General features: G+C 45.5%; 23 protein-coding genes. 6 read left to right on the top strand and 17 right to left on the bottom strand.

Features of this window, described 5'->3' with window-relative positions:
• Position 1: 1 nt before the first annotated feature.
• The 4 genes from ACSVDE_RS00870 to ACSVDE_RS00855 all read right to left on the bottom strand — a co-directional run bounded on the left by ACSVDE_RS00870 (position 2) and on the right by ACSVDE_RS00855 (position 3152).
• Positions 2 to 445: a hypothetical protein gene (locus tag ACSVDE_RS00870; protein WP_439299073.1), complete on the bottom strand. Its 444-nt coding sequence runs from the start codon at positions 443 to 445 to the stop codon at positions 2 to 4.
• 104 nt (positions 446 to 549) lie between these two features.
• A complete protein-coding gene (locus tag ACSVDE_RS00865) occupies positions 550 to 1344 on the bottom strand; it encodes an IucA/IucC family C-terminal-domain containing protein (protein ID WP_439299072.1) in 795 nt (264 codons plus the stop codon).
• Positions 1319 to 2137, bottom strand: a complete 819-nt coding sequence (locus tag ACSVDE_RS00860; protein WP_439299071.1) for an ABC transporter ATP-binding protein — start codon at positions 2135 to 2137, stop codon at positions 1319 to 1321. The genes ACSVDE_RS00865 and ACSVDE_RS00860 overlap by 26 nt, the downstream gene beginning before the upstream one ends.
• 172 nt (positions 2138 to 2309) lie before the next feature.
• A complete protein-coding gene (locus ACSVDE_RS00855; RefSeq protein WP_439299070.1) occupies positions 2310 to 3152 on the bottom strand; it encodes an HAD family hydrolase in 843 nt (280 codons plus the stop codon).
• A gap of 215 nt (positions 3153 to 3367) precedes the next feature.
• On the opposite strand from ACSVDE_RS00855, the gene ACSVDE_RS00850 reads away from it, so the two are divergent.
• The 4 genes from ACSVDE_RS00850 to phnE (ACSVDE_RS00835) all read left to right on the top strand — a co-directional run bounded on the left by ACSVDE_RS00850 (position 3368) and on the right by phnE (ACSVDE_RS00835) (position 6822).
• Positions 3368 to 4282, top strand: a complete 915-nt coding sequence (locus tag ACSVDE_RS00850; protein ID WP_439299069.1) for a phosphate/phosphite/phosphonate ABC transporter substrate-binding protein — start codon at positions 3368 to 3370, stop codon at positions 4280 to 4282.
• 158 nt (positions 4283 to 4440) lie between these two features.
• The gene (gene phnC, locus ACSVDE_RS00845) at positions 4441 to 5229 is read left to right on the top strand and encodes a phosphonate ABC transporter ATP-binding protein (RefSeq protein WP_439299068.1); all 789 of its coding nucleotides are present in this window, start codon (positions 4441 to 4443) and stop codon (positions 5227 to 5229) included.
• On the top strand, positions 5213 to 6019 hold the full coding sequence (gene phnE / locus ACSVDE_RS00840; RefSeq protein WP_439299067.1) for a phosphonate ABC transporter, permease protein PhnE: 807 nt from the start codon (positions 5213 to 5215) through the stop codon (positions 6017 to 6019). The genes phnC and phnE (ACSVDE_RS00840) overlap by 17 nt, the downstream gene beginning before the upstream one ends.
• Positions 6019 to 6822 (top strand): phosphonate ABC transporter, permease protein PhnE, encoded by an 804-nt coding sequence (gene phnE / locus ACSVDE_RS00835; protein WP_439299066.1) that lies wholly within the window; start codon positions 6019 to 6021, stop codon positions 6820 to 6822. Before phnE (ACSVDE_RS00840) ends, phnE (ACSVDE_RS00835) begins: the two co-directional genes overlap by 1 nt.
• A 235-nt stretch (positions 6823 to 7057) precedes the next feature.
• On the opposite strand, the gene ACSVDE_RS00830 is transcribed toward phnE (ACSVDE_RS00835), so the two are convergent.
• The 3 genes from ACSVDE_RS00830 to ACSVDE_RS00820 form a co-directional block, all read right to left on the bottom strand.
• Positions 7058 to 7930, bottom strand: a complete 873-nt coding sequence (locus tag ACSVDE_RS00830) for a Cof-type HAD-IIB family hydrolase (protein ID WP_439299065.1) — start codon at positions 7928 to 7930, stop codon at positions 7058 to 7060.
• A 253-nt stretch (positions 7931 to 8183) separates the two neighbouring features.
• Positions 8184 to 8492, bottom strand: a complete 309-nt coding sequence (locus ACSVDE_RS00825) for an AzlD domain-containing protein (protein ID WP_439299064.1) — start codon at positions 8490 to 8492, stop codon at positions 8184 to 8186.
• Positions 8485 to 9201, bottom strand: coding sequence for an AzlC family ABC transporter permease (locus tag ACSVDE_RS00820; protein ID WP_439299063.1), 717 nt, complete (start codon positions 9199 to 9201; stop codon positions 8485 to 8487). The genes ACSVDE_RS00825 and ACSVDE_RS00820 overlap by 8 nt, the downstream gene beginning before the upstream one ends.
• A gap of 102 nt (positions 9202 to 9303) precedes the next feature.
• On the opposite strand from ACSVDE_RS00820, the gene ACSVDE_RS00815 reads away from it, so the two are divergent.
• Positions 9304 to 9858 (top strand): helix-turn-helix domain-containing protein, encoded by a 555-nt coding sequence (locus ACSVDE_RS00815; RefSeq protein WP_439299062.1) that lies wholly within the window; start codon positions 9304 to 9306, stop codon positions 9856 to 9858.
• A gap of 36 nt (positions 9859 to 9894) precedes the next feature.
• Here the strand turns inward: ACSVDE_RS00815 and lpdA are convergent, their stop codons facing one another.
• The 9 genes from lpdA to ACSVDE_RS00770 all read right to left on the bottom strand — a co-directional run bounded on the left by lpdA (position 9895) and on the right by ACSVDE_RS00770 (position 19962).
• On the bottom strand, positions 9895 to 11340 hold the full coding sequence (gene lpdA, locus ACSVDE_RS00810; protein WP_439299061.1) for a dihydrolipoyl dehydrogenase: 1446 nt from the start codon (positions 11338 to 11340) through the stop codon (positions 9895 to 9897).
• Positions 11341 to 12624, bottom strand: a complete 1284-nt coding sequence (locus ACSVDE_RS00805; RefSeq protein ID WP_439299060.1) for a dihydrolipoamide acetyltransferase family protein — start codon at positions 12622 to 12624, stop codon at positions 11341 to 11343.
• Positions 12625 to 12638: 14 nt separating this feature from the next.
• The gene (locus ACSVDE_RS00800) at positions 12639 to 13637 is read right to left on the bottom strand and encodes an alpha-ketoacid dehydrogenase subunit beta (protein ID WP_439299059.1); all 999 of its coding nucleotides are present in this window, start codon (positions 13635 to 13637) and stop codon (positions 12639 to 12641) included.
• On the bottom strand, positions 13638 to 14705 hold the full coding sequence (gene pdhA / locus ACSVDE_RS00795; RefSeq protein ID WP_439299058.1) for a pyruvate dehydrogenase (acetyl-transferring) E1 component subunit alpha: 1068 nt from the start codon (positions 14703 to 14705) through the stop codon (positions 13638 to 13640).
• An 11-nt stretch (positions 14706 to 14716) separates the two neighbouring features.
• The gene (locus ACSVDE_RS00790; protein WP_439299057.1) at positions 14717 to 15817 is read right to left on the bottom strand and encodes a Glu/Leu/Phe/Val dehydrogenase dimerization domain-containing protein; all 1101 of its coding nucleotides are present in this window, start codon (positions 15815 to 15817) and stop codon (positions 14717 to 14719) included.
• Positions 15818 to 15895: 78 nt separating this feature from the next.
• Positions 15896 to 16291, bottom strand: coding sequence for a thioesterase family protein (locus ACSVDE_RS00785; RefSeq protein ID WP_439299056.1), 396 nt, complete (start codon positions 16289 to 16291; stop codon positions 15896 to 15898).
• A gap of 226 nt (positions 16292 to 16517) precedes the next feature.
• Positions 16518 to 17237, bottom strand: coding sequence for an SDR family oxidoreductase (locus ACSVDE_RS00780; protein WP_439299055.1), 720 nt, complete (start codon positions 17235 to 17237; stop codon positions 16518 to 16520).
• 288 nt (positions 17238 to 17525) lie between these two features.
• On the bottom strand, positions 17526 to 18872 hold the full coding sequence (locus ACSVDE_RS00775) for a sodium-dependent transporter (protein WP_439299054.1): 1347 nt from the start codon (positions 18870 to 18872) through the stop codon (positions 17526 to 17528).
• Between the two features lie 142 nt (positions 18873 to 19014).
• Positions 19015 to 19962, bottom strand: a complete 948-nt coding sequence (locus tag ACSVDE_RS00770; RefSeq protein WP_439299053.1) for an NAD(P)H-dependent flavin oxidoreductase — start codon at positions 19960 to 19962, stop codon at positions 19015 to 19017.
• A gap of 288 nt (positions 19963 to 20250) precedes the next feature.
• On the opposite strand from ACSVDE_RS00770, the gene ACSVDE_RS00765 reads away from it, so the two are divergent.
• Positions 20251 to 20775 carry a gamma carbonic anhydrase family protein gene (locus ACSVDE_RS00765; protein WP_439299052.1) on the top strand — a complete coding sequence of 175 codons (525 nt, stop codon included), beginning with the start codon at positions 20251 to 20253 and terminating at the stop codon, positions 20773 to 20775.
• A gap of 167 nt (positions 20776 to 20942) precedes the next feature.
• On the opposite strand, the gene paaX is transcribed toward ACSVDE_RS00765, so the two are convergent.
• The gene (paaX, locus tag ACSVDE_RS00760) at positions 20943 to 21839 is read right to left on the bottom strand and encodes a phenylacetic acid degradation operon negative regulatory protein PaaX (RefSeq protein WP_439299051.1); all 897 of its coding nucleotides are present in this window, start codon (positions 21837 to 21839) and stop codon (positions 20943 to 20945) included.
• Positions 21840 to 21932: the final 93 nt, after the last annotated feature.

Genomic DNA, 21932 nt, shown 5'->3' with positions numbered 1-21932 from the left:
ATCAATCTCCTAATCTCTCTGTTTTCTTGTATAAACACTTTGCTAGATTGAACCCGAATATAGCCGTAACAATAAGACCGAACTCAAAATGTTCTTTGATAAAAATATCTGTCAAAGGTCTTACAATGTCATACAACGTATAACTCAGGAAAAAGCCGTATGAACCTGCGATCAGAATGACCAAAGGTAAACATACAAAAAGGATCTTGTGTACATTCAAACTCCAACTGCCTTCTTTCTTGAACTGCTTCCAAATATGAGGTATCCCTAGATAGATCCCGATTACAAAAGCAGTCATCATCATATAAAAGAGTACAGGTCGGGTGTTGAAGTTGTTCGCCGCCTCATCCATTAAATGATTCAAGTATGTGTAGATTTCTATGGAACCAATTAATAGCAAAAGGTAGTAAAGTAACCAGAGGAACTCTTTCTTGGATTTAGACATGTAATCATCCTCTTCCTAGTAACCTAATTTCCATAGAAACCGGACATATCCCTTCCTTTTCAAAAAAGTATCGCGTAAAAAAAGCAAGTGACTCCGGGATGAGGTCACTTGCTTTCGTCTGATGGTTGGTCTGTAAATCCGGTAAGGCATTTCGGACACGTTTTACAGAAATTCCGTTCTTCATTCACTTCATAGTAGAAACAACATGTTTTCCGAACCCGAATCGGCGGATCGTTCTTCACCAGCTGTTGTTTGTCATAATGGAACTTTTTCAATGGATTATCGGTTTCCCCGAAACATTCACCCGGGGCGTCCAGGATCAGTTGGAAGTCTTCTTCAATTTTGTTCGCTGGAAGTCCAAGTTCGTGACTGTAGAAATTCGTCTCATACAACCAGTAAAAGTAGGTCGCGGTATTCTCCCATAAGACGGGCATAGGTACACATGTTACTTTATTCAATGTCTCCCATACAGGCTTCAGGTGATTTTTGAACATCATCTCAAGCGCTCTATGTACCGCTTCTTTCCGATCCAATCCTGCTTCAGTCGTCCCCTCGTCCTTCAGGGCTAACCGTGGCAAAAAGAACCCTTTTTCAGGATCAGGCTGTACACTTGTATTTTTTGGTCCGACATTCAAAATTTGATTGAACAACGTCAGACTTGCGAAAAAGGGTGCTGTCACGAGAAATGCATATCGTTTGGAAAATTGAGATGCGCTCACCATTCCGTTCGGTGCATTCAACAATGGTGTCAATTGACGATTGATGAAGTGCTCTACACCGCAAGCATGCATCAAATCTTCCGATGGAAGAACCGTTTGATCGGAAGATTTCAGCGTCGCCAAACGATAATTTTCCTGTAAAAATTGAATTTGATTAGGCATTAGCACGTCTGAGATCATGGTTCAACATCCTACCCTTCCCGCAAGGTATGCACAATGGAGTACCAAACATCGGGTCGTATGTGATTTGAGCCTGCAGCCCGAATACATCCTGCACCATTTGCGGTGTTACAATTTGTTCTGGCGCACCTTCCGCATAAATCCCTTTGTCATGGACAGCGACGATATTGTCTGCATAGCGGCATGCGAGATTCAAGTCATGAAGAACCATGACAATCGTACGTTGTTCATTTTGGTTCAAATCGTACAAAAGATCGAGCACTTCAATTTGATGCGCTAAATCCAAATACGTTGTCGGCTCATCCAAAAGAATCGTCTCCGTATTTTGTGCCAGAGACATGGCAATCCAAGCACGTTGACGCTGTCCTCCAGATAAGGAGTCTACAGGACGATCTTGCAGCTCAATAAGATGAGTCGCCTCTAAAGCAGAACGCACAGCTTCTTCATCTTTCTTGGACCACTGTTGCAACCAGCTTTGATAAGGATATCGTCCTTGTTTCACCAATTGGATGACCGTCAATCCTTCTGGTGTGACAGGTGACTGTGGAAGAATGGCGAGTTGTCTTGCCACTTTTTTCGTGGAAGATTGATGGATGTCCTTACCATTTATGATGATGTTGCCTGATTTCGGTTTCAACAGCCGGGCAAGCGCTTTCAACAATGTTGACTTACCAGAACCGTTGCTTCCGATCAGGACGGTGATTTTACCTTTAGGTATTTTAAAATTCAGATCCTCGATAATCGGTGTATCTTGATAAGCTAATGTGAGCTTTTTCGTTTCAAGAGAAAACATGTTTTTCTCCCCTTTATCGTACCGGGTACCGGCATTATTCGCTCCTTTAAGTTTATTTCAAATGAGAATCACTGTCAATGAATTTGAGAATCATTATCACCATTTTATCAATAATATTCACCCTTTTTACATAAAAAAAGCACTGACCCTTAATGGACCAGTACTTTCAGTTTCATAGATTTTCTTTGAATACTTCTTCTAGTCCGGTTACGACTTTCAGGTTGTCATGCTCGAGCTCGATGCCTGTTGGTTGGATGTACATGGTCCGCATTCCCAATAGGAGAGCAGGTGCAATTTCATTGATCAGATTATCTCCGATTGAGACGGTTTCTTCTGGCTTCACTCCATACTTCTCCATCAATTCAAGGAAGATTTTTTTCGTTTGCACCGGCTTTTGTGCAAGCGGAATGATTTCTGGGAAGATGTCTTTGAGGCCCAACTCCTCTAGAAGACGCTGCACATCGTCTTCTTCACTATTGGTGACGAGAACGACCTCTGCCTCTTCTTTTAACTTCAAAAGTCCTTCCTTCAAACCAGGAGTCTTCGTCAGTTGAAACGCATCGGTCACCATGAATTCCTTCGTTCGGGAATAACATTCATATGTTTCTTCAATGGAAACACCGTGATGTCTTGCAGAGGAATATGGAAGCCACCATCCATCTCCTATGGCAATGATTTTTTCAAAATCGAATGAGAGGTCACCGGAGTATGTATGTTCAATGCGCTCTTTATCCCATTCTGTTCCGTCCCAATCCTGTACATGTGTCACCTTCAAAGTCAGGGGATCGAGTGTTAGAACAGAGTCGTTGACAGCGTCATATGCCTTTCCGATGCTGACAGTATGTTCTCCTCTCTTCATTGCTACATAATCGTCCATGAAATCTTCTTGATGTTCAGGAGCGACTCTTTCTTGTAGAAGAGAAGCATAGTGATCGAAGTGATCGGTATCTTCATATAAAGTCCCGTCCAAGTCGAAAATGATCAATTTACAATCCGGGTAGTACCGTTTCATCATTACATCCCCCACTGATCTATTTTGATTAAATTATATTCTTAGTCATTATAAGGGTTCTTTTTTCGGAAGGCAAAGAAGAAACAGTATGACACAATTATTTAATAATATGTAAATATAATAAAGAATTTGTAAATGAGTATGGAAAAGTTTGTAGAATTATAGGATAATATAGTTGTTGTTTTTAAATTTTCTAAACTTTTTGGGGGGAAATAGGAATGAAAAAGGTTTTTGCACTTTTGTTTGCGGCTCTTCTCGTAGTCGGGTTGACTGCATGCGGTACAAGCAGTGACTCTGGTTCTGGTGATTCAAAAGACGGAGGCGATCCAGAAAAGCTCGTGATGGGATTCGTACCATCTCAAGACTCTGATGAAATTGCTGACACGGTCAAGCCACTTGCAGACAAGTTGAGCGAGGAGCTCGGCGTTGAAGTTGAAGGACAGGTCATGACGAGCTATTCAGCACTTGTTGAAGCAATGGGAAGCAATCAGGTACAAATCGGTTTCCTACCTGCTTTCGGTTACGTTCTTGCAAATGAAAAGCACGGTGTAGAAGTAATTTTGAAGTCTGAGCGTTATGGCAGCGGAACTTACAAAGCACAATATGTTGTCCGTGCAGACTCTGACATTGAAACGCTTGAAGACATGGAAGGAAAAGCTTGGGCGATTCCTGACCTGACATCTACTAGTGGGTTCTTGTTCCCAGCAGCTCAAATCATGGATAAGTTCAATGTAGAAGATGTTCAATCTGGTTTCTTCAGCAACACGATTGAAGCAGGTGGACATGACAACGCGTTGATCGCTGTTTACGAAGGGGATGCAGATGTTGCTACAACATTTGACGATGCACGCTCTACGATTGAAGAAGACTATCCAGACGTAATGGAAAAGCTGAAAGTAGTAGAATATACTGCTGAAATTCCAAACGACACCATTTCCGTATCAAAAGACCTTTCTGACGACATGCAAAAGAAAGTCAAAGAAACATTCCTATCATTCAATGAAGACGAAGAAATGATCAAAGTCATGAACGAAGTATACAGCTGGGATGCGATCATTGAAGCAGACGACAGCGAATACGACGTTGTTCGTGACACTTATGAGAAGTTCAAAGATTCAATTTCACTTGATTAATAGAATTAATAGAATTGAAGATTTATGATGATTGAAGACCTGGGGGAAGCTAGCCTTCTCCCTTTTTTTCTACAAAAATGCAATTTAAAACTATTTCAAAAGTAGAGAAATTGCACCTCTGTAACTACTAAATATTCATTTTTGTTAGGGGAGTAAGTATGATCGAATTCAAAGATTTATCACTCGTATATCCAAATGGCACCCAAGGTTTGAAAGATGTGAATGTCAAGATCAATGAAGGTGAATTTGTCGTCATCGTCGGCTTGTCCGGTGCAGGTAAATCCACGTTCATTCGTAGCATCAACCGTATGGTAACACCGACACATGGTGAATTGCTTGTTGAGGATGAAAACATACTGAAGTATAAAGGAAATGATCTACGGAAACTTCGTACAAAAGTCGGTATGATCTTCCAAAACTATAATCTCGTCAAACGTTCGACCGTCATGAAGAACGTCATTTCAGGTCGCTTAGGGCATACAGGTACGTTGAGAAGTATCCTGAACCTCTACAAGAAAGAAGATATGGCTTTGGCTTATGAAAGCTTGAAGCGTGTCAATATTGAAGAAAAGCTCTATTCTCGTGCAGATCAATTGAGTGGCGGACAACAGCAAAGGGTATCGATCGCACGCGTATTGACTCAGCAACCGTCTGTCGTATTGGCGGATGAGCCTGTAGCGAGTCTTGACCCTCCAACCTCTCACCAGGTCATGAAATACTTGAAGAAAATCAACCGTGAAGATAACATCACGACTATTGTCAACTTGCACTTCATTGATATGGCGATGGAATATGCGGATCGCATCATCGGTATGCGCTCTGGAGAAATCGTATTTGATGGTCCAGCGAGCGAAGTGAATGAGCAAACATTCGAAGAAATTTACGGCCGACCGATTAAAGAGGATGATATTCGAGGGGGGAAGGACGACAATGAGCAAACCCCTTAATACAAACGTTCCTTCCGGCCTTGTTTCCGGTAAAGCGAAACTTCGGATGAATCTGATCATGCTCGTCGTACTCGGACTTTATATCTTCAGTTCTGTCATGACCAATTCTTCAGTACTCCGTTTCAACGCTGAGTTCTTTGAAAATGTTTGGGTCATGGTCGTTCAGCTCTTCCCTCCTAACTGGGCCTATACAGGTGTCGTATGGGATAAGCTGATGGAAACTGTGAAAATGGCACTGATTGCAACGACAATCGCTGGTATTTTATGTATACCGTTCAGTCTTTTGGCTGCTAACAACATTGTCCATAATAAGTTTTTGTACAACTTTACGAAGATGTTCTTGAACATCATGCGTACGATTCCAGAACTCATTCTGGCGGTTGTGTTCGTTGGTTTGTTCGGAATCGGGGTATTTTCAGGGATTCTCGCATTGATCATCTTTTCACTCGGAATCCTTGCGAAGTTGATCAGTGAAACGATTGAATCAATCGATATGAATCCTTTGGAAGCGATTCGGGCATCTGGTGGTAACACCCTACAGGTGATTTGGTATGCTGTCGTACCTCAAGTGTTGCCTCAGTTCGTATCGTTCACGCTTTATGTGTTTGAAATCAACGTACGGGCTTCTGTCGTCCTCGGGTTCGTCGGTGCAGGTGGAATAGGTTTGATCCTCCGCCAGCAAATCAACTTCCTGAGCTATCAGAATGTCAGTACGATCATCGTCATAACGTTCGTAGTCGTTGTCATCATCGACTATATCAGTAACAAGTTAAGGGGGCGACTTGTCTAATGAACAACATCACAGTACCTCCTAAACCACAGAAAAGTCCTACTAAACTGGTTCGTAACATCGGGATTGGTATCGGTTTGCTCGCTTTGTATATCTGGGCATTCGCTACGATTGAAATCCCGTGGGGTCGTATTTTCAGTGAGCGGACAATCGCGAACTTTGACCGTGTCATACCGAAGCTGTTCAATCCAGACTTCACATTTGCGGAAAAAGTGCTGAACTACATGATGGAAACGTTGTTCATCGCTTTCACAGGCTCATTTATGGCAGCGATCCTAGCCGTTCCATTCGGATTTTTTGCAGCATCGAACATCAACCGTAATCCATTCCTGAATACGATGGGAAAATGGATTTTGAATGCTGACCGGACGTTCCCGGAAATCTTGCTTGCATTGATTTTCGTCGTTGCGATCGGACCAGGTGCTTTTGCCGGTGTCCTTGCGATTGCAATCCACTCGGTCGGAATGCTCGGGAAATTGTACTCTGAAGTCATCGAGTCGATTGATATGCATGTCGTTGAAGCGATGGAAGCCAACGGGGCAAACAAGATCCAGATTTTCTTCTACGGCATCATGCCGCAGGTCATTCCTGAATTCTTGTCTTATGCGATTTATCGATTCGAAATCGATGTCCGTGCTTCCTCCATTCTTGGAATCATCGGCGCCGGTGGTATCGGTACGCTTCTCGTCATTTCATCCCGTAACCGTAACTGGGATGAAGTCGGTATGATCTTGCTCGTCATCATCATATTCGTAAGCATCATCGACTATATTAGTACCGCAATCCGAAAAAGAATCGTATAAAGTCGAAAGGAGCCTGAACCAAAAGCATATGAAGCTTTGGTTCGGCTCTTTTTTGTTGTTTTCTGGTCACCCTTGTAGGTTTTCTGTTCATCCTTGTAGGTTTTCTGGTCATTTCGAAGCTTTTTCTGGTCATTCCAGAACATATTCTGTTCATTCTACTGCATTATTACATCAATTCTCTTCTTCTGTATCAAAAGAAAGACTGACCTCTACACGAAAAGGTCAGTCCCCTATATCATTTACTCACTTCAATTTTTCGCATGAACGTATGAATGGCATGAGCTACGCCGCTTTCATCATTCGTTTTCGTCGTAAAGGAACAAAGCCGCTTGATGTCTTCCTCCGCGTTCCCCATCGCCACACTGATACCAGCGAGCTCGAACATGGAAACATCGTTGTAATTATCACCTATCGCCATGACCTCTTTCATCGGAATGCCGAGTTCATCTGCATAGTTTTTCACTGCGATCCCTTTCTGTGCATCACGGTGTGTAATCTCAATATTCGCTTCTGCAGAACGGCTCACCGCTAAATCATTGAATGTAAGGAAATCATTCATCGCATCTGTTCGATTCTTCTCATTCCGTGAGAAGCTCAACAGTTTGTAGATTTCCACCTCAGGATCCTTCACGATATCATGGTAATCTTCAGTATAGTGAATGCGGCCATTTTTCACTCGGTAGTCCGCCAGTTTATGTGCATGAGAGTCCGTCACTTCTGGGTTCGCACTCTTAATGATGTCGACGATGATATCGATTGCCATTTCCAAATCGTTGCTGTACGTCCCTTTATTCGTATATAACTCATAGTACATGGAGTAATGGTTCAGCAACTCATCTACTTTATAGTACGTCTCTTTGGAGAGCGTGATGCTGTTTTTGATTTCGCCTTCTTTATTTCGAAATTGCGCTCCGTTGATCGCGATGATCGGGAGATTCAATCCGGCTTCTTCAACTGGATTGACCGCCTCTTCAAAAGAGCGTCCAGTAGCTACGACAACATGAATGCCCGCCGCCTGCGCTTTTTTGATCGCTTCAACATTCTCCTCATTGATCGTTGTATTATTATTGACAAGTGTTCCGTCCATATCGATTGCGATTAATTTCATAGTATCCTGTCCTTTTTTGAAGTTTTCTTAGCTATTTTTCCCATTTTATCAGTCTGGGAAACAAAAAGAAAAAAAGAGCCTCTAATCAGCTCTTTTGAAAACGCTTTATATTCCCTTTAGCTCCCATGAACGTGGTGATGGTTTCTTTTACATTAAAAAAAGCATTCATTGTTGTTGCCATCTCAGTCACCTCAAATATGGGAGTAAAATCAATATAACATTCTTCTCCAGTGTTTGGAAAGTTAAGTTATTGTTAAGTGAACAGCAAGCTGAGCGTACATAACACGCCTACTGAGCAGATGACGATAACGATCAGACTAGCCCCGAAATAAGCTGCAACAAACGCAGTCAGTGCTCCGACAATCCCCATCCAAAGATTTTCGTTGAAGACCAGGATTCCCGGGAAAATCAATGCCCCTAAAATCGCGTAAGGAACGTTCTTCAATACCCCTCTCAGGAATGGAGGAATTGAATCCGTCTGGAAAGCGACGAGCGGTAACATCCGTGGGATATAAGTGACGATCGCCATACCGAGAATGATCCATATATACGTGCTATTCATCGACCTTCTCCCCTTTCCAAACGAGTTCAATGACGACCGCAGCGACAGATGTCGATAAGATGATCGTCCAGCCCGTTGACATTTCTGTTGTGAACGTTAGAATACTATTCAACAAGGCTGCAATTGCAGCTAACAAGACGACTTTCATCGATTTCCGTGCGCTTGGTACGAGAAGCCCGATGAACAAGGCATATAATGCGATGCCCATACTATCTTGCAGGATGGATGGCAGTCCCGCACCAATCAGATAACCGATTGCAGAAAACGAAACCCAGCTGGTCCAGACGACCAACCCAAGCCCGATCATGAAGGCGGATTGAACCTTCCCTTTCTCCAGAGACGCGAGGGTAAAGGTTTCATCGGTTATGAAAAAGCTGTACAGTGCCTTTTTCCACTTTGGTTCATTGGCCGATTTTTCACCGATTGAAGCACTCATCAACAGGTGACGGATGTTGACGATGAACGTAGTCAGTATGATTTCAAAACCGCCGATACCAGCTGCAAAAAGGGTGAGCGAGATGTATTGAGCGGCCCCGGCAAAAACGAACACACTCATGCTGACCGTCTCGAACAGATTGAGCCCGGAACTTTTCGCCAATAGACCGAATGTAAAAGCAACCGGCATATACCCGATGGCGATACTGCTCCCCTTCTGGAATCCCTGCTTAAATAACGATGTTGTCAAACGCTGTGCCAAAGCGGTATTCATAGGTTTCCCTGCCTTCCAGAATTTTGTGTGAATGATGTTATGTATGATATATTGTATGTATTGTATGTTATAGCATATATCTAGTCAAGGAGAATTTAATAAATGTCACATGAAGTAAATCGAATGATCGGTGATAAAATTAAAGCGATCCGTGCTGAGCGCAAGTTAAGCCTGGATGAACTATCGAGAATAACACAGGTGAGCAAAGCGATGCTCGGACAAATCGAAAGAGGTACTTCCAGTCCAACCGTCAGCACACTCTGGAAAATTGCGACCGGACTCGGTGTTGCGTTTTCTTCATTCGTTGAGGAAGAACAGCCGAAGTTTTCGAAGGTCAACATTTCTGAGATTGAACCGTTACTTGAAGATGATGGACGCTATCTCGTCCACACGCTGTTTCCGACTGAACCGAAGCGGAATTTCGAGGTGTATTCCGTTTCTTTAAAACCAGGATGTGAATACACGAGTCCCGCTCATATCCATGGTGTGGAAGAATATCTGTTTTTACATAGCGGGGAAATGACCGTTATGGTCGCCGAGGCTGAACACCTGTTGAAAGCAGGAGATGCATTCCGGTTCTCTGCGGATTACGAGCATACGTATGTGAACCAATCGGAAGAGACATGCGAGCTCTTCCTGATTGTGCATTACACTTAAAAAGGAGGTCTGACCAAGTGTCAGACCTCCTTTTACTCATCCTACGGGTTGAGCGTCCTTTTTCTGTTGTTTATTCGGCGGTACGTGGATAGCTGTTCCGGTCATGCTTTCGAGCGCTTCCAACCAGCCTTCATTGAAACTTGGGTGTGGATAGAATGGATACAGCATATCTTCCTCTCTCGCTGCCATTTCTAATGCGGTCACACCGGACGAAATCATTTCAACGGCTCCTTGGCCAATCATATGCACTCCGAGCAAAAGATCCGTCTTGCTGTCTTTGACGATCTTGACGAGGCCTTCTTTTTTACCGGTGATGCTCGCAAATCCATTTCCAGACATCGAGAATTGACCTGTCGTTACTTCAAATCCTTCTGCCACTGCTTCCTCTTCAGTCAAACCTGCAAATGCGATCGGAGTCGACGTGTGCACGACTGTCGGAATGTAACGGAGATTGAGCTCAGTGGATTGACCAGCTGCGTGTTCAGCTGCCACTTTTCCTTGTTTGATCGCTTTAACAGCAAGGGCAGGTCCGATCGTCACGTCCCCAACTGCATACAGCCCTGTTTCATTCGTTTCGCTGTACTCGTTCACAACGAGGAATCCGTTGTCATCTGTTTCAACCTTCAGTGCATCTAGACCTAATTCCTTCGTGTTCGGTCTGAACCCTGTGGAAATCAGTAGGTGACTACCTTCCACCGTCACTTTTTCCTCCCCTTTTACGAGGTGCAGTGTGACGTGATCTCCATTTGATTCCACTGATTCCAGACTGCTGTCTTTGACGACCTTCACTTTGGACTTTTTCAATACTCGGTTCAACTCTTTGTTAAGATCTGCGTCAAAACCAAAGTCACTTTCCTCATCAAGTACGATCGTCACTTTCGCGCCTAATGCATTGAAGCTTGTTGCAGCTTCCAATGCAATGTAATCAGAACCATAAATGACGAGATGTTCAGGTACCTCTTCAAGAGAGTAGATGTTCTGAGCGGAGTATACACGTTCCGCACTCAGATCGATTCCTTCTGGCACATAGACGGAAGCTCCTGTCGCAACGATTGCTTTCTCGTACTTGTATATTTCGAACGTGTCGCCCGACTCTACACCGATTCGATTTCCTGTCATGAAGGAACCTGAACCGTTGATGACCTCAATCTTATTCGCTTTGCAGAGTGCTTCTACACCTTTCTGCAATCCTGAAACAGTTTGTGCCATATACTTTTGGTGTTGCTCCATGTTAAAAGTAGGCTCACCTGCTTCGATTCCGATCTGCTCCATATGCTTCCAATCGGAAAGTTTGCCAGCAGTATGTGCGAAAAGCTTGGAAGGAATACAGCCTTTGCTTAAGCAGATTCCTCCGAGCTCTCCTTTTTCAACCAGCGTCACTTCGATTCCGAGCTGAGCGGCACGGATGGCAGCATTGTAACCACCAGGTCCGCCACCGACGATGATCAGCTCACGCTCTTGGATTACTTCGCCAACTACCATCTATATCAGCTCCAATGTCATTGCTGCAGGGTTTTCAATATAGTGCATAAAACGATTCGTGAACGCAACAGCTGTTGCACCATCCGCTACACGATGGTCGAATGTCATCGACACGTTCATGATTGAACGAATGACGATTTCATCATTGATGACGACCGGCATCTTCTTCGTCTTATGGAACGCCATCAAGCCGACTTCAGGATGGTTGATGATCGGTGTCGCACCCGTACTGCCGAGTGGGCCGACGTTACTGATCGTGAACGTTCCACCTTTCATGTCAGATGGCTTCAGCTTGTTCGTCTTCGCCTTTTGAATCAACTCTTTCATTTCACGGTTGATTGTCGCGATCGACTTTTGTTCCACGTTTTTCACGACAGGAACGATCAAGCCATCATCGGCATCCGTTGCGAGCCCCATGTTCACTTCGCCTTCTAAGCGGATGACTTCGTTCTCTTCATCGAGCTTTGCATTGAAGATCGGATAGTCGCGCATCGCGAGCTGGATCGCTTTGACGAAAAAGGCTGCAAGGGATACGTTCATACCTTTTGAACCGTCTGGATCTGCTGCTTTCAGAGATTTTTTCAATTCTAATAGATTCGTAAGGTCTACTTCGTCAAAATGAGAGACGTGCGGAATCGTATACAACGATTGCGTCATCTTCTGAGCGATCTGTTTACGACGGCCTTTGAACGGAATCTCTTTCGCTTCCATCGACTTGTAGACCGGTTGAGCATCAGGCGTGGTACTCGTTTCTTCGGCTACAGGCTCAGCTTGCGTTTGCGGCTCGCTGCCTCCGTCGATAAAGTTGTAGACATCCTCTTCGGTCACACGACCACCAGGTCCTGTACCTTCAACCTGTTCGATATCGACGCTGTTGTCTCGTGCAATTTTTCGCGTATAAGGAGCTGCCAACACGCGGCGTGTCAGTCGTGCCATCGTCTGTACTGCCGTATTGGTGCGCTTTTGTTTCATTTCCTCGGAATGCGTACTCTTCGGTTTTTCTTCTGCTTTTGGTTCGTTTGATGGTGCATCGTCAGAAGGGACACTGCCTTCTTTTTCAATGAGGATGATCGTCGTGCCGACCGTGACGACATCCCCTTCGGATGCTTTGATTTCTTTTACCGTACCAGCGACAGGAGACGGAAGTTCTGCTGTGACCTTGTCCGTCTGTACTTCGACAAGCGGTTGGTCGATTTTCACAGCATCGCCAGGAGAAACGTGAAAATGCGTAATCTCCCCTTCTGTAATTCCTTCGCCAATGTCATGGAGCTTTACTTCAATCATTTTCTTCCTCCTTTTTAAAAACGAGCGGTTTCGATGATCGCTTGCTTGACGCGGTCTGCGTTCGGTAGATATTCGTCTTCGATGGCGCACATTGGTACTGGCGTATCATGGCCTGTCACACGCTTGATCGGTGAACGCATGTATAAGAAAGATGTATCGTTGATAAGGGAAACAACGTCGTTCCCGACTCCGCCTGTTCCAGGTGCTTCATGTACGATGACTGCGCGTCCTGTTTTTTGTACCGATTCGGCAATAAGATCACGGTCCATCGGATAAAGTGTACGAAGGTCGAGCACGTCACACTTGATGCCTTCTTCCTCTTCAATTTCCTTGGCAGCTTTTTTGATCACGTCGACCATTGCGCCCCAGGCGATCAAAGTAATGTCGTCGCCTTCTTGAAGACGAGCACCTTTTCCGATTTCGACTGTGTACTTCTCTTCTGGTACTTCTAGTTTGTGAGAACGATAGTTACGCATCGGCTCAAGGAATAGAACCGGATCCGGGTCCTCGATACTCGCAATCAGTAGACCTTTCGCGTCATATGCGTTGGACGGAATGACGACCTTAATCCCTGGCATATGCGTGAAGAGTGCCTCTACACTGTCCGAGTGGATTTCCGGTGCTCTTACACCTGCTCCGAACGGCGCACGAATGACCATTGGCACGGTAAAATGTCCAAGCGTCCGTGAACGGATACGGGAAGCGTGCGTCATGATCTGGTTGAACGCCGGGTAGATGAATCCGAGGAATTGCATTTCAGCAATCGGACGGAAGCCGTTCATCGCAAGTCCGATTGACGTGCCGATGATGCCGGATTCTGCAAGAGGTGTATCGATGACACGCTTATCACCGAATTCAGCTTCAAGCCCGTCTGTCGCACGGAATACGCCTCCGTTTTTCCCAACATCTTCACCGAGGACGAGGATGTCGTCGTGCTCACGCATCATTGTCGCCATCGCATCTGTGATCGCTTGTACCATCGTAAGTTTCTGAGTTTTTACCGCTGTACTCATCTATACTTCCTCCTTTACGCGAGCCTTGAATGCATCAAACTGATCCTGGACAGACCAAGTCGGAGTCTTGAAAACATGGGTGAACATGTCGTTCGGCTCTGCTGGACCGAACGCTTCCATATCCTCAACCGCTTTTTCGATTTCCTTCGTGATGTCTTCTTCCACTTGTGCTTTCCATGATTCTTCAAAATAGCCTTTGTTTTGTAGATAACGCTCAAGGCGTAGAAGTGGATCCGTCGTTTCACGTCTGCGCTTGCTTTCTTCCTGATCACGGTATTTGCTCGGATCATCTGCTGTCGTGTGAGCGCCATAACGGTAGGTCACCGCTTCAATCAATGTAGGACCTTCGCCATGACGAGCGCGTTCCATCGCTGCTTTCGTTTCAAAATAGACGACGAAGATATCGTTTCCGTCAAGACGTACACCAGGAATATCATACGCGACCGCTTTTTGCGCAATCGTCTTCGATTTCATTTGTTTTTCCGTCGGTACGGAAATCGCGAATCCGTTGTTCTGGTTGAAGAAGACGACCGGTGCATTGAATACGCTTGCAAAATTGAGCCCTTCATGGAAGTCCCCTTCAGAAGTCGCTCCATCACCGAAGTAGACAATCGAGCCGCGGTCTGTTCCTTTCAACTGTTCCGCCCAAGCTGTACCTGTCGCATGTAGCAGCTGGGAAGCAATCGGTACCGCTGGTGGAAAGATGTTCTTTCCTTCCGGTGGCACACAGCCCATCGGATACCCTTTCCAATATAAGAACAGGTTTCGCGCAGAGTGACCATACGTTAGTGTTGCACCGTGATCACGGTACGTCGGGAACATCCAGTCACCTTCTTCAAGGACGAGTGCACTACCGACTTGTGCCGCCTCTTGTCCTTCAAATGGCACATAAGTCCCGATACGCCCCTGACGTTGCAGATTGACGCTTTTACGGTCGAACATGCGCGCTCTCAGCATCATGACATAAAGCTCTTTCGTCAGTTCCTCTGTCATTTGGCTTTCATATTCCGCGTTCACAACGATTCCATCTTCATTTAAGATCTGTTTCATCGGAAATTGCGTTTCCATAAGACCCCTCCTTAGTTACGTACGTTCCATTTTGGTCGCTTATCATGACTGAAGAAGCTGTTACGCTTTCGTCTGCTTTCGATTCGGTTGTTACAGAATTGATTCGCTGCTTCTGCAGTTGAAATCGAGTCTGCCTTCGATTGTTGATAGATTTCCATGAGCGTGTCATAGATCGCTCTCGTTTTCGCCAACACACGCGCTTTGTTCGGTGTGTACAGCTCATCTGCTACTTGGATGAGTCCACCGGCATTAACGATGTAGTCCGGTGCATACAGAATGCCTCTTTCCTGTAAGAAAGAACCATGCTCATCTCTTAAAAGCTGGTTGTTCGCTGAACCGACAACCGCTTTCACTTTCAGGTGCTCGATTGTTTCGTCGTTGATGATGCCGCCTAAAGCACACGGGACGAACACATCCGCAGGGACACTGTAAATCTCATCTCCTTCGACGACTTTAACATTCCCTTTCAGGACTTCCGCCTGGTCGACGATTTGACGGATCGCTTTTTCATTGATATCGGTCACATAGATATCTGCGCCTGCTTCAAGAAGTTGTTCAGCGACTTTATAACCGACTTTGCCTAATCCTTGGATGGAGTAGGTTTTACCAGATAAGTCTTCAGAACCGAAGAGCACGTTGTTCGTCGCTTTCAGTCCATAAAGCACACCCTCTGCCGTCGGTACGGAAGAATCGCCGTTTCCGCCATACTCTTCCGGTACTCCGACGATGCAATTCGTCTCTTTCAATGCGTGGACGAAATCGTTCGGCGTCGTCCCCATGTCCGTTCCTGTGTAGAATCGGCCGTTGAGAGAGTCGACAAACTGTCCGAACGCACGGAACATTTCCGGTGTGCGGTCTTTCAACGGATCGCCGATGATGACGGCTTTACCGCCGCCGAAGTCCACATCAGCAGCCGCACATTTGTACGTCATCCCTTTTGATAGACGGAGGACGTCTTCAATCGCCTCATCCGTCGTCTTATATGGACGCATCCGGCAGCCACCGAGTGCTGGCCCTAGCGTCGTATTATGTATGGCGATGATCGCCTTCAACCCCGTGTGTTCATCATTACAAAATAGCAATTGTTCATGTTCACTTATGCGTTCAAACATGTTGTCTTCCCCCAATACTAGTAATCTTTCAAACTTTCAAACGAGTAAACGCTTTCATAAAATCTTTTTTAAAAAGGCTTATGCCTTCATGGCCTCTATTTTTTCGCGGATCATTTCTCTTGGCAGGATATATTGTGTAACTTCCCCTTCACCGATGACTTCTTTCTGATTGCGGACCTCCAAGTCACAAATGACCGCTTTTCCCTTGATAGCGCGTAATGTTGCAGTCACCGAGATCTCGCTTCCTTCCGGTGTCGGATTCAGGTGTTTGGCAGCTACTCCCCCACCGATTCCTTCTTCATGATCCTCTAGATACGGAAGGATGATCTGACGCGCCGCCCATTCCATATGGTACACCATCGAAACCGTCGAGTACGCTGGATGTACGACGTTTCCTTCGAATTGAGCGAACATTTCTGGTGTGACCGTTGCTGTAATCGTAGCCTGTTGGCCAACTTCCATGCCTGGTTTCACTCGTTCTCCGCCTCCTTTTATGTGTAAAAAATGCGTTCTCATTTTGTAGCGTATTATCCGTAAAATATATGACGTTTATTTAACGATATAATATCATTTTGTTAAATAAAAAGCAATGTAATGTCAGGTTGTGTCGAGGGCTGAAGGACTGGTACGAATGGGTTTTTACGTAAAAAAAGATGACCCATCCTTTCGTTCTGGGTCATCTCCTGGTGTATGGTTTTTATTATGCGCGTGGGTATTCTTGTGAGAGTGGATGGAGCAGAATCTCATCGACGACCATATGTTTTGCGGCAGATGCCATGTAGCATACCGCTTCAGCGATGTCATCGACCTTCAGCCAATCCTCTTTGTGCGTTTCACCTTGATTCGAACCTGCAAAGTACGTGTCGATTGCGCCCGGGTTCACCGTTCCCATGCGGATACCGTATTCCTGGACTTCTTGCGCGACCGAGTTGATGAAGCCTTGGACCGCATATTTTGTCGCCGTGTAAGCCGATCCATTTGCGATCGCTCTTCGTCCAACGTCAGATGAGATCGTGATGATGGTTCCCGACCGGTTTTCCTTCATGGAAGGCAGGACTTCACGCGTTGTAAGGAAGACGCCTTTCGTGTTCACATTGAACACCTTGTCCCACTCTTCGACCGTTGTTTCTTCTGCCGTTTTGAAAAATCCGATTCCTGCATTGTTGACGAGAATGTCGATTTTGCCATATTGATCAATCGCTTGCTGGAATGCTTCTTTCACTTGTTGTTCGTTTGCTACGTCCGCTTGAAGGCTGAGGACTTCCCCTCCGCTTTCTTTCAGCTCTGTGGCTGTTTCGTGGATTTGTTCAGAAGAACCGATGATTGCAAGCTTGACGCCTTCTGACATGAGGCGCGTCGCAATTGCTTTCCCTGCTCCTCTTGAAGCTCCTGTAACGACTGCTACTTTTCCATTCAGCATGATTTTGGTCTCCTTTCCACTGTCTGATCTAAGTTGTCCATCCATATTGTACTACAAACCTACCAAAACATTCGAATCCGGGGGCGATTTTGGTGTCGGTTTGGGGTGGTTTTAGAAAAAGTGGGCTTGGTTTTAGAAAAAAGAGGGTTCATTTTAGAAAAATGAACCTACGTTTTAGAAATTTGAGGGTTGGTTTTCGAAAAATGAAGGTCGGTTTTAGAATTCGGGTCAAAAGTCCTGCTCCATATAGAAAAAGGACTGCCCCTATCAAGGGACAGTCCTCTCAGATTAACCAAATAATAAGTCGAACACGCCGAGCGCATCCAGGAATACGATGATGATCAGAACCGGTACGAAGTACTTCAGCATGAGGAGCCAGAGCGCCAACAGCTGTTTGCCGCGACTGCTGCCATCCGTCAGTTCTTCGACCAACACTTCGCGCTTCATTTTCCATGGTACGAAGATGGAGATCAACAATGCACCAATCGGAAGCATGATGTTACTCACAAGGTAGTCCATTAAATCAAAGATCGTTTTGTCGAACAGCTTCACATCGGCCAGTAAGCCGTAAGAAAGTGCTGATGGAATTCCAACACCGAAAATGATCAATCCGACAACCCAAGCCGCTTTTGAACGACGTTGGCTGGAATTCTTCGAAACCGAAGCGACGATGATCTCAAGCATCGAGAACGCAGATGTTAAGGTTGCGAACAAGAACAATGCCAAGAACACGATGAAGAAAATGGTTCCGCCCGGCATTTCCGCAAACACAGACGGCAAGACGATGAACAGCAGTCCTGGTCCTTCGGTCGGCTCGAAATTGAACGAGAAGACTGCTGGGAAAATTGCCAGTCCAGACAGGATCGTAATGAAGATGTTCATGAAAACGATAGACGTTGCAGATCTTCCAAGGCTTTCTGTTTTAGATAGGTAAGAACTGTATGTGACCATGACCGACACACCGAGACTGAGTGAGAAGAACGACTGGCCGAGTGCGAACAGGACGCCTTCAGACGTTAACTTCGAGAAGTCCGGTTGCAGGAAGAAACGGACCCCTTCCATTGCCCCATCGAGTGTCAAAGAACGTGCGATCAAGATGATGAAGAGCACGAACAAGGCCGGCATCATCCATTTACTCGCTTTTTCAATCCCTTCTTTAATCCCTTTCGCAACGACGAGGATCGTCAAGAGAATGAACGCAAGCTGTGAACCGACTGCGGTCCAAGGGTTGGAAATAATCGTTCCGAATAACTGTTCATAGTTGTCGACACCCGATACATAACCGGTAATACTAGCACCAAAGTATAATAGAATCCAACCACCGATCACACTGTAGAAGGATAATAGGATGAATGCTGTGAAAACACCAATCCGACCGATGAATTCCCAACCTGGTGCAATTGAGCGGTAGGCAGAGATCGCTTCTTTCTGAGTGCTACGTCCAATAACGAATTCAGCTAGTAAAAGTGGAAAACCTACTAAAAACGTGAAGAGTAGGAATACGAGGAAGAATGCTCCTCCACCACTCGTACCTGCGACATAAGGAAACTTCCAAATCGCACCGAGCCCGATTGCAGAGCCGGCAGCTGCTAGAATGAATGTGAGTTTCGAAGTCCATTGCTCTTGTTGTGCCATAAGTACCTCCAGTGGTTAAAAAGAATTAGTTCAATTAATGTATATTTGTAACAAATCTCACCGATATAGGCAAGAGGAAATTTTTCCGCACCAAAGCTTTTAAGTGTTAAAGCGACTTCATAGCCTGGTAAAAATTCCGCGTCTACAGCAAATTTTCCGTTTTACGAAGCGTCTCTTTTGCTTCTTTTACCATACGCTGAAGCAATTCTTCGGCGGTAGGGATGTCTTTGATCAGCCCTGCAATCTGTCCGGAGTTGATGAATCCTTTATCGAAGTCACCCTCAACTGCGCCTTTGCGATGATAATCTTCTGTTGTCTTCTGCACGAACTTCTCAACATCAGCACCAGAAGCTTCGTCTTTCAACAGTTCGAGTGCGTATGGCGTTTTCATGAGTCTGCGGATTTTACCATATGATCGCCCGACAATCGTCGTTTCCGTATCTGTCGCTTCCATCAACTTCTGTTTGTAGTTCTCATGGAAAGCACCTTCCTGGGTGGCGATGAACCTTGTGCCCATTTGTACACCCGCTGCACCGAGAGAGAGTGCTGCGGCTAGTCCTCTGCCATCGCCAATCCCACCAGCTGCGATGACCGGAATGTCCACCGCATCCACGACCTGAGGAATCAACGTCATCGTAGTCGATTCTTCCGTCGCATTGATACCAGCCGCTTCGTATCCTTCAGCCACGATGATGTCAGCTCCAGCCTGTTCCGCTTTTTTCGCATGCTTGACGGAGGCGACCACGCATATGACCGTCAGTCCCTTTTCTTTGAACTTCGGAATGAACGGTGCCGGGTTACCAGCTGAAAGCACGACGACTGGAACCTCATATTGAAAAAGCAGCATCGCTGTTTCTTTGACCGCAGGTGAGACGCTAAGCGGGATGTTCACGGCGAACGGCTTGTCCGTTCGTTCCTTTGTATCCTTTATGAGCGCTTCAATTTCATCAGGTTGCATCGTACCAATTCCGAGTGTTCCGAGGCCGCCCGCTTCGGAAATTGCTGCAGTCAACGGGGCATTCGAAACGTTCCCCATGCCTCCCTGGATGATCGGATATTGGATGTTGAGCAGTTCATATAACCGGTTCATTTTGAAAGATCCTTTCTATAGAAAATTACAATTTATCGGGAGAAGTGGTTCGATCTCCTCGACAAGTGGTTCGTATTGATCGTGAAGTGGAGCGATTTCCTCTAGAAGTGGTTCGCAAACCTCCAGAAACGGGTCGATCGCTTCGAGAAGTGGTTCGTAAACCTCCTGAAACGGGTCGTAACCTCTCAAAAGTGGTTCGTAAACCCCAGATACGGGTCAATCACCTCTCGTTCAACTCCCGACTTCTGATATGTTATACTTTAGAAAACGTTTTCAAGGAGGTCTATTATGCTTTATCCATATAACGGGAAGAATCCGAAAGTCGATGAATCCGTCTTCATCGCGCCAGGAGTACATATCATAGGTGACGTTTCCATCGGCAAAAATTCAAGTGTTTGGTTCAACACGGTCGTCCGTGGAGACGAAGCGCCGATCGTCATCGGTGAGCGCTGCAATATTCAAGACAATTGCACGTGTCATTTGTATGAAGAGTACCCGCTCATCCTGGAAGACGAGGTTTCTGTCGGGCATAACGTCATCCTTCATGGATGTACGATTCGTAAAGGTGCCTTGATCGGCATGGGCGCAACCATCCTCGATGGTGCTGAAATCGGGGAATCGGCATTCATCGGTGCAAATACGTTGATTCCTCCAGGTAAAAAGATCCCCCCTCGTACTATGGTCATGGGTTCTCCAGGAAAAGTCATCCGCGAACTCACGGACAAAGACCTGGAGCTCATCCAATTGACAATCGACACTTACGAGCAAAAGGGCAAAGAGTTTAAAGAAAACTTAGGTGAAATCAAGCTGTAAGCGCAGATTGAACCTTAGTTGCGCTTATACTGGTTTCCCAACTTTTCCACCACGTCGAAACAACACCTTGCTGAAAAGTAATTCAAATCAGTGTAAAGAAAACTTAGGTGAAATTAAGCTATAAACGAAATAGTTTCATAGATAAGGGGCTGACCTTCGTCAGTCCCTTATTTGTTATTCTCTATGATCAGCGGATGATTCAACGCGTCATACTTCTTGTCCTTGTTCTTCACTTCGTTTCCTTCACTGAATACGTCCTCGAAGAATCGGCTCGCGGGCTGAGCGAGCGCCTTGTAATAATCACTGAACAGACTCGCAGCATAATCCCCCAGCCATTTTTTCGGTAAAAGCTCTTCAGGCAAACCTGGGTCGACGAACAAGAATTTACGGTATTCATGGACGAGCTTCGTACGCTCGACGAAACACTCTCCATCCGTCATCTCGCCTTTTTCAATCTTGTTTTTGTCCATAACGTACTTCTGACTGTACGTCTTGATGAACTCATCATACTTCTCGTTGATGTCGTTCAAGTCCCAGCATTCTTCCACAAGCTTCTCGCTTTTATGAGGACCTTTGTATTCCGAAACGAAGAAATGGACGTAATCTTCGATGTCATACTTATCGATCATCTGTTTCAATTGTTTCTCCTGCTTGTTCGGAGAAATCCAAAAGCTGTTGGACAGAAGTCCGAACCCGCTCCACACAAGTTCCTTCCGCAACTCATCCCGGATGTTTCGTTTCTCCTCCGGTATCGTGTAAGTGAACATGCGCCACTGACCGTCCCAGTTTTCCGGTTGCAACTTGAAGATCCTCTTCGCCGCTTCTTCAATTCTTTGCACACCAGGTTCCGTCAAACGGTAATAACTTTTGTTCCCTTTCCGTTCCGCTATGACCCAGCCTTGTTTGTTCATTCTCGAGATCGCTGCGCGTACGGATTGCTCGTTATGTCCGAATTCCTTCAACAGTCTGATCAGACTTCCAATCCATATGTCGTTGCCGTAATGGCGAATGTAATCTCCGTATAACGTGAAAATCATTGAACGAGTGTTCAAACTGTTCTGCATGGTGCTCATCCTTTTCCGGTTCATTTCTAAATGATTTCTTTATGATACTAAATATCGTGTACCCTCTCAATCTTTCTCTTTATAACGGCGAAA

The sequence above is a fragment of the Pseudalkalibacillus sp. Hm43 genome (assembly GCF_051842935.1).
In the GTDB taxonomy this organism is placed as follows: domain Bacteria; phylum Bacillota; class Bacilli; order Bacillales; family Fictibacillaceae; genus Pseudalkalibacillus.
The sequence above is the reverse complement of the archived record's forward strand: the minus strand, read 5'-3'. Positions and strand labels throughout refer to the sequence as shown.

Coding starts and splice junctions, on each gene's coding strand:
- ACSVDE_RS00870 (WP_439299073.1), bottom strand. CDS start 445: ATGTCTAAATCCAAGAAAGAGTTCCTCTGGTTACTTTACTACCTTTTG.
- ACSVDE_RS00790 (WP_439299057.1), bottom strand. CDS start 15,817: ATGTTTGAACGCATAAGTGAACATGAACAATTGCTATTTTGTAATGAT.
- phnE (WP_439299066.1), top strand. CDS start 6,019: ATGAACAACATCACAGTACCTCCTAAACCACAGAAAAGTCCTACTAAA.
- ACSVDE_RS00825 (WP_439299064.1), bottom strand. CDS start 8,492: ATGAATAGCACGTATATATGGATCATTCTCGGTATGGCGATCGTCACT.
- lpdA (WP_439299061.1), bottom strand. CDS start 11,340: ATGGTAGTTGGCGAAGTAATCCAAGAGCGTGAGCTGATCATCGTCGGT.
- ACSVDE_RS00805 (WP_439299060.1), bottom strand. CDS start 12,624: ATGATTGAAGTAAAGCTCCATGACATTGGCGAAGGAATTACAGAAGGG.
- ACSVDE_RS00770 (WP_439299053.1), bottom strand. CDS start 19,962: ATGAACCGGTTATATGAACTGCTCAACATCCAATATCCGATCATCCAG.
- ACSVDE_RS00800 (WP_439299059.1), bottom strand. CDS start 13,637: ATGAGTACAGCGGTAAAAACTCAGAAACTTACGATGGTACAAGCGATC.
- ACSVDE_RS00860 (WP_439299071.1), bottom strand. CDS start 2,137: ATGTTTTCTCTTGAAACGAAAAAGCTCACATTAGCTTATCAAGATACA.
- ACSVDE_RS00775 (WP_439299054.1), bottom strand. CDS start 18,872: ATGGCACAACAAGAGCAATGGACTTCGAAACTCACATTCATTCTAGCA.
- ACSVDE_RS00780 (WP_439299055.1), bottom strand. CDS start 17,237: ATGCTGAATGGAAAAGTAGCAGTCGTTACAGGAGCTTCAAGAGGAGCA.
- ACSVDE_RS00850 (WP_439299069.1), top strand. CDS start 3,368: ATGAAAAAGGTTTTTGCACTTTTGTTTGCGGCTCTTCTCGTAGTCGGG.
- phnC (WP_439299068.1), top strand. CDS start 4,441: ATGATCGAATTCAAAGATTTATCACTCGTATATCCAAATGGCACCCAA.
- ACSVDE_RS00765 (WP_439299052.1), top strand. CDS start 20,251: ATGCTTTATCCATATAACGGGAAGAATCCGAAAGTCGATGAATCCGTC.
- ACSVDE_RS00820 (WP_439299063.1), bottom strand. CDS start 9,201: ATGAATACCGCTTTGGCACAGCGTTTGACAACATCGTTATTTAAGCAG.
- pdhA (WP_439299058.1), bottom strand. CDS start 14,705: ATGGAAACGCAATTTCCGATGAAACAGATCTTAAATGAAGATGGAATC.
- ACSVDE_RS00830 (WP_439299065.1), bottom strand. CDS start 7,930: ATGAAATTAATCGCAATCGATATGGACGGAACACTTGTCAATAATAAT.
- ACSVDE_RS00855 (WP_439299070.1), bottom strand. CDS start 3,152: ATGATGAAACGGTACTACCCGGATTGTAAATTGATCATTTTCGACTTG.
- ACSVDE_RS00815 (WP_439299062.1), top strand. CDS start 9,304: ATGTCACATGAAGTAAATCGAATGATCGGTGATAAAATTAAAGCGATC.
- phnE (WP_439299067.1), top strand. CDS start 5,213: ATGAGCAAACCCCTTAATACAAACGTTCCTTCCGGCCTTGTTTCCGGT.
- ACSVDE_RS00865 (WP_439299072.1), bottom strand. CDS start 1,344: ATGATCTCAGACGTGCTAATGCCTAATCAAATTCAATTTTTACAGGAA.
- paaX (WP_439299051.1), bottom strand. CDS start 21,839: ATGCAGAACAGTTTGAACACTCGTTCAATGATTTTCACGTTATACGGA.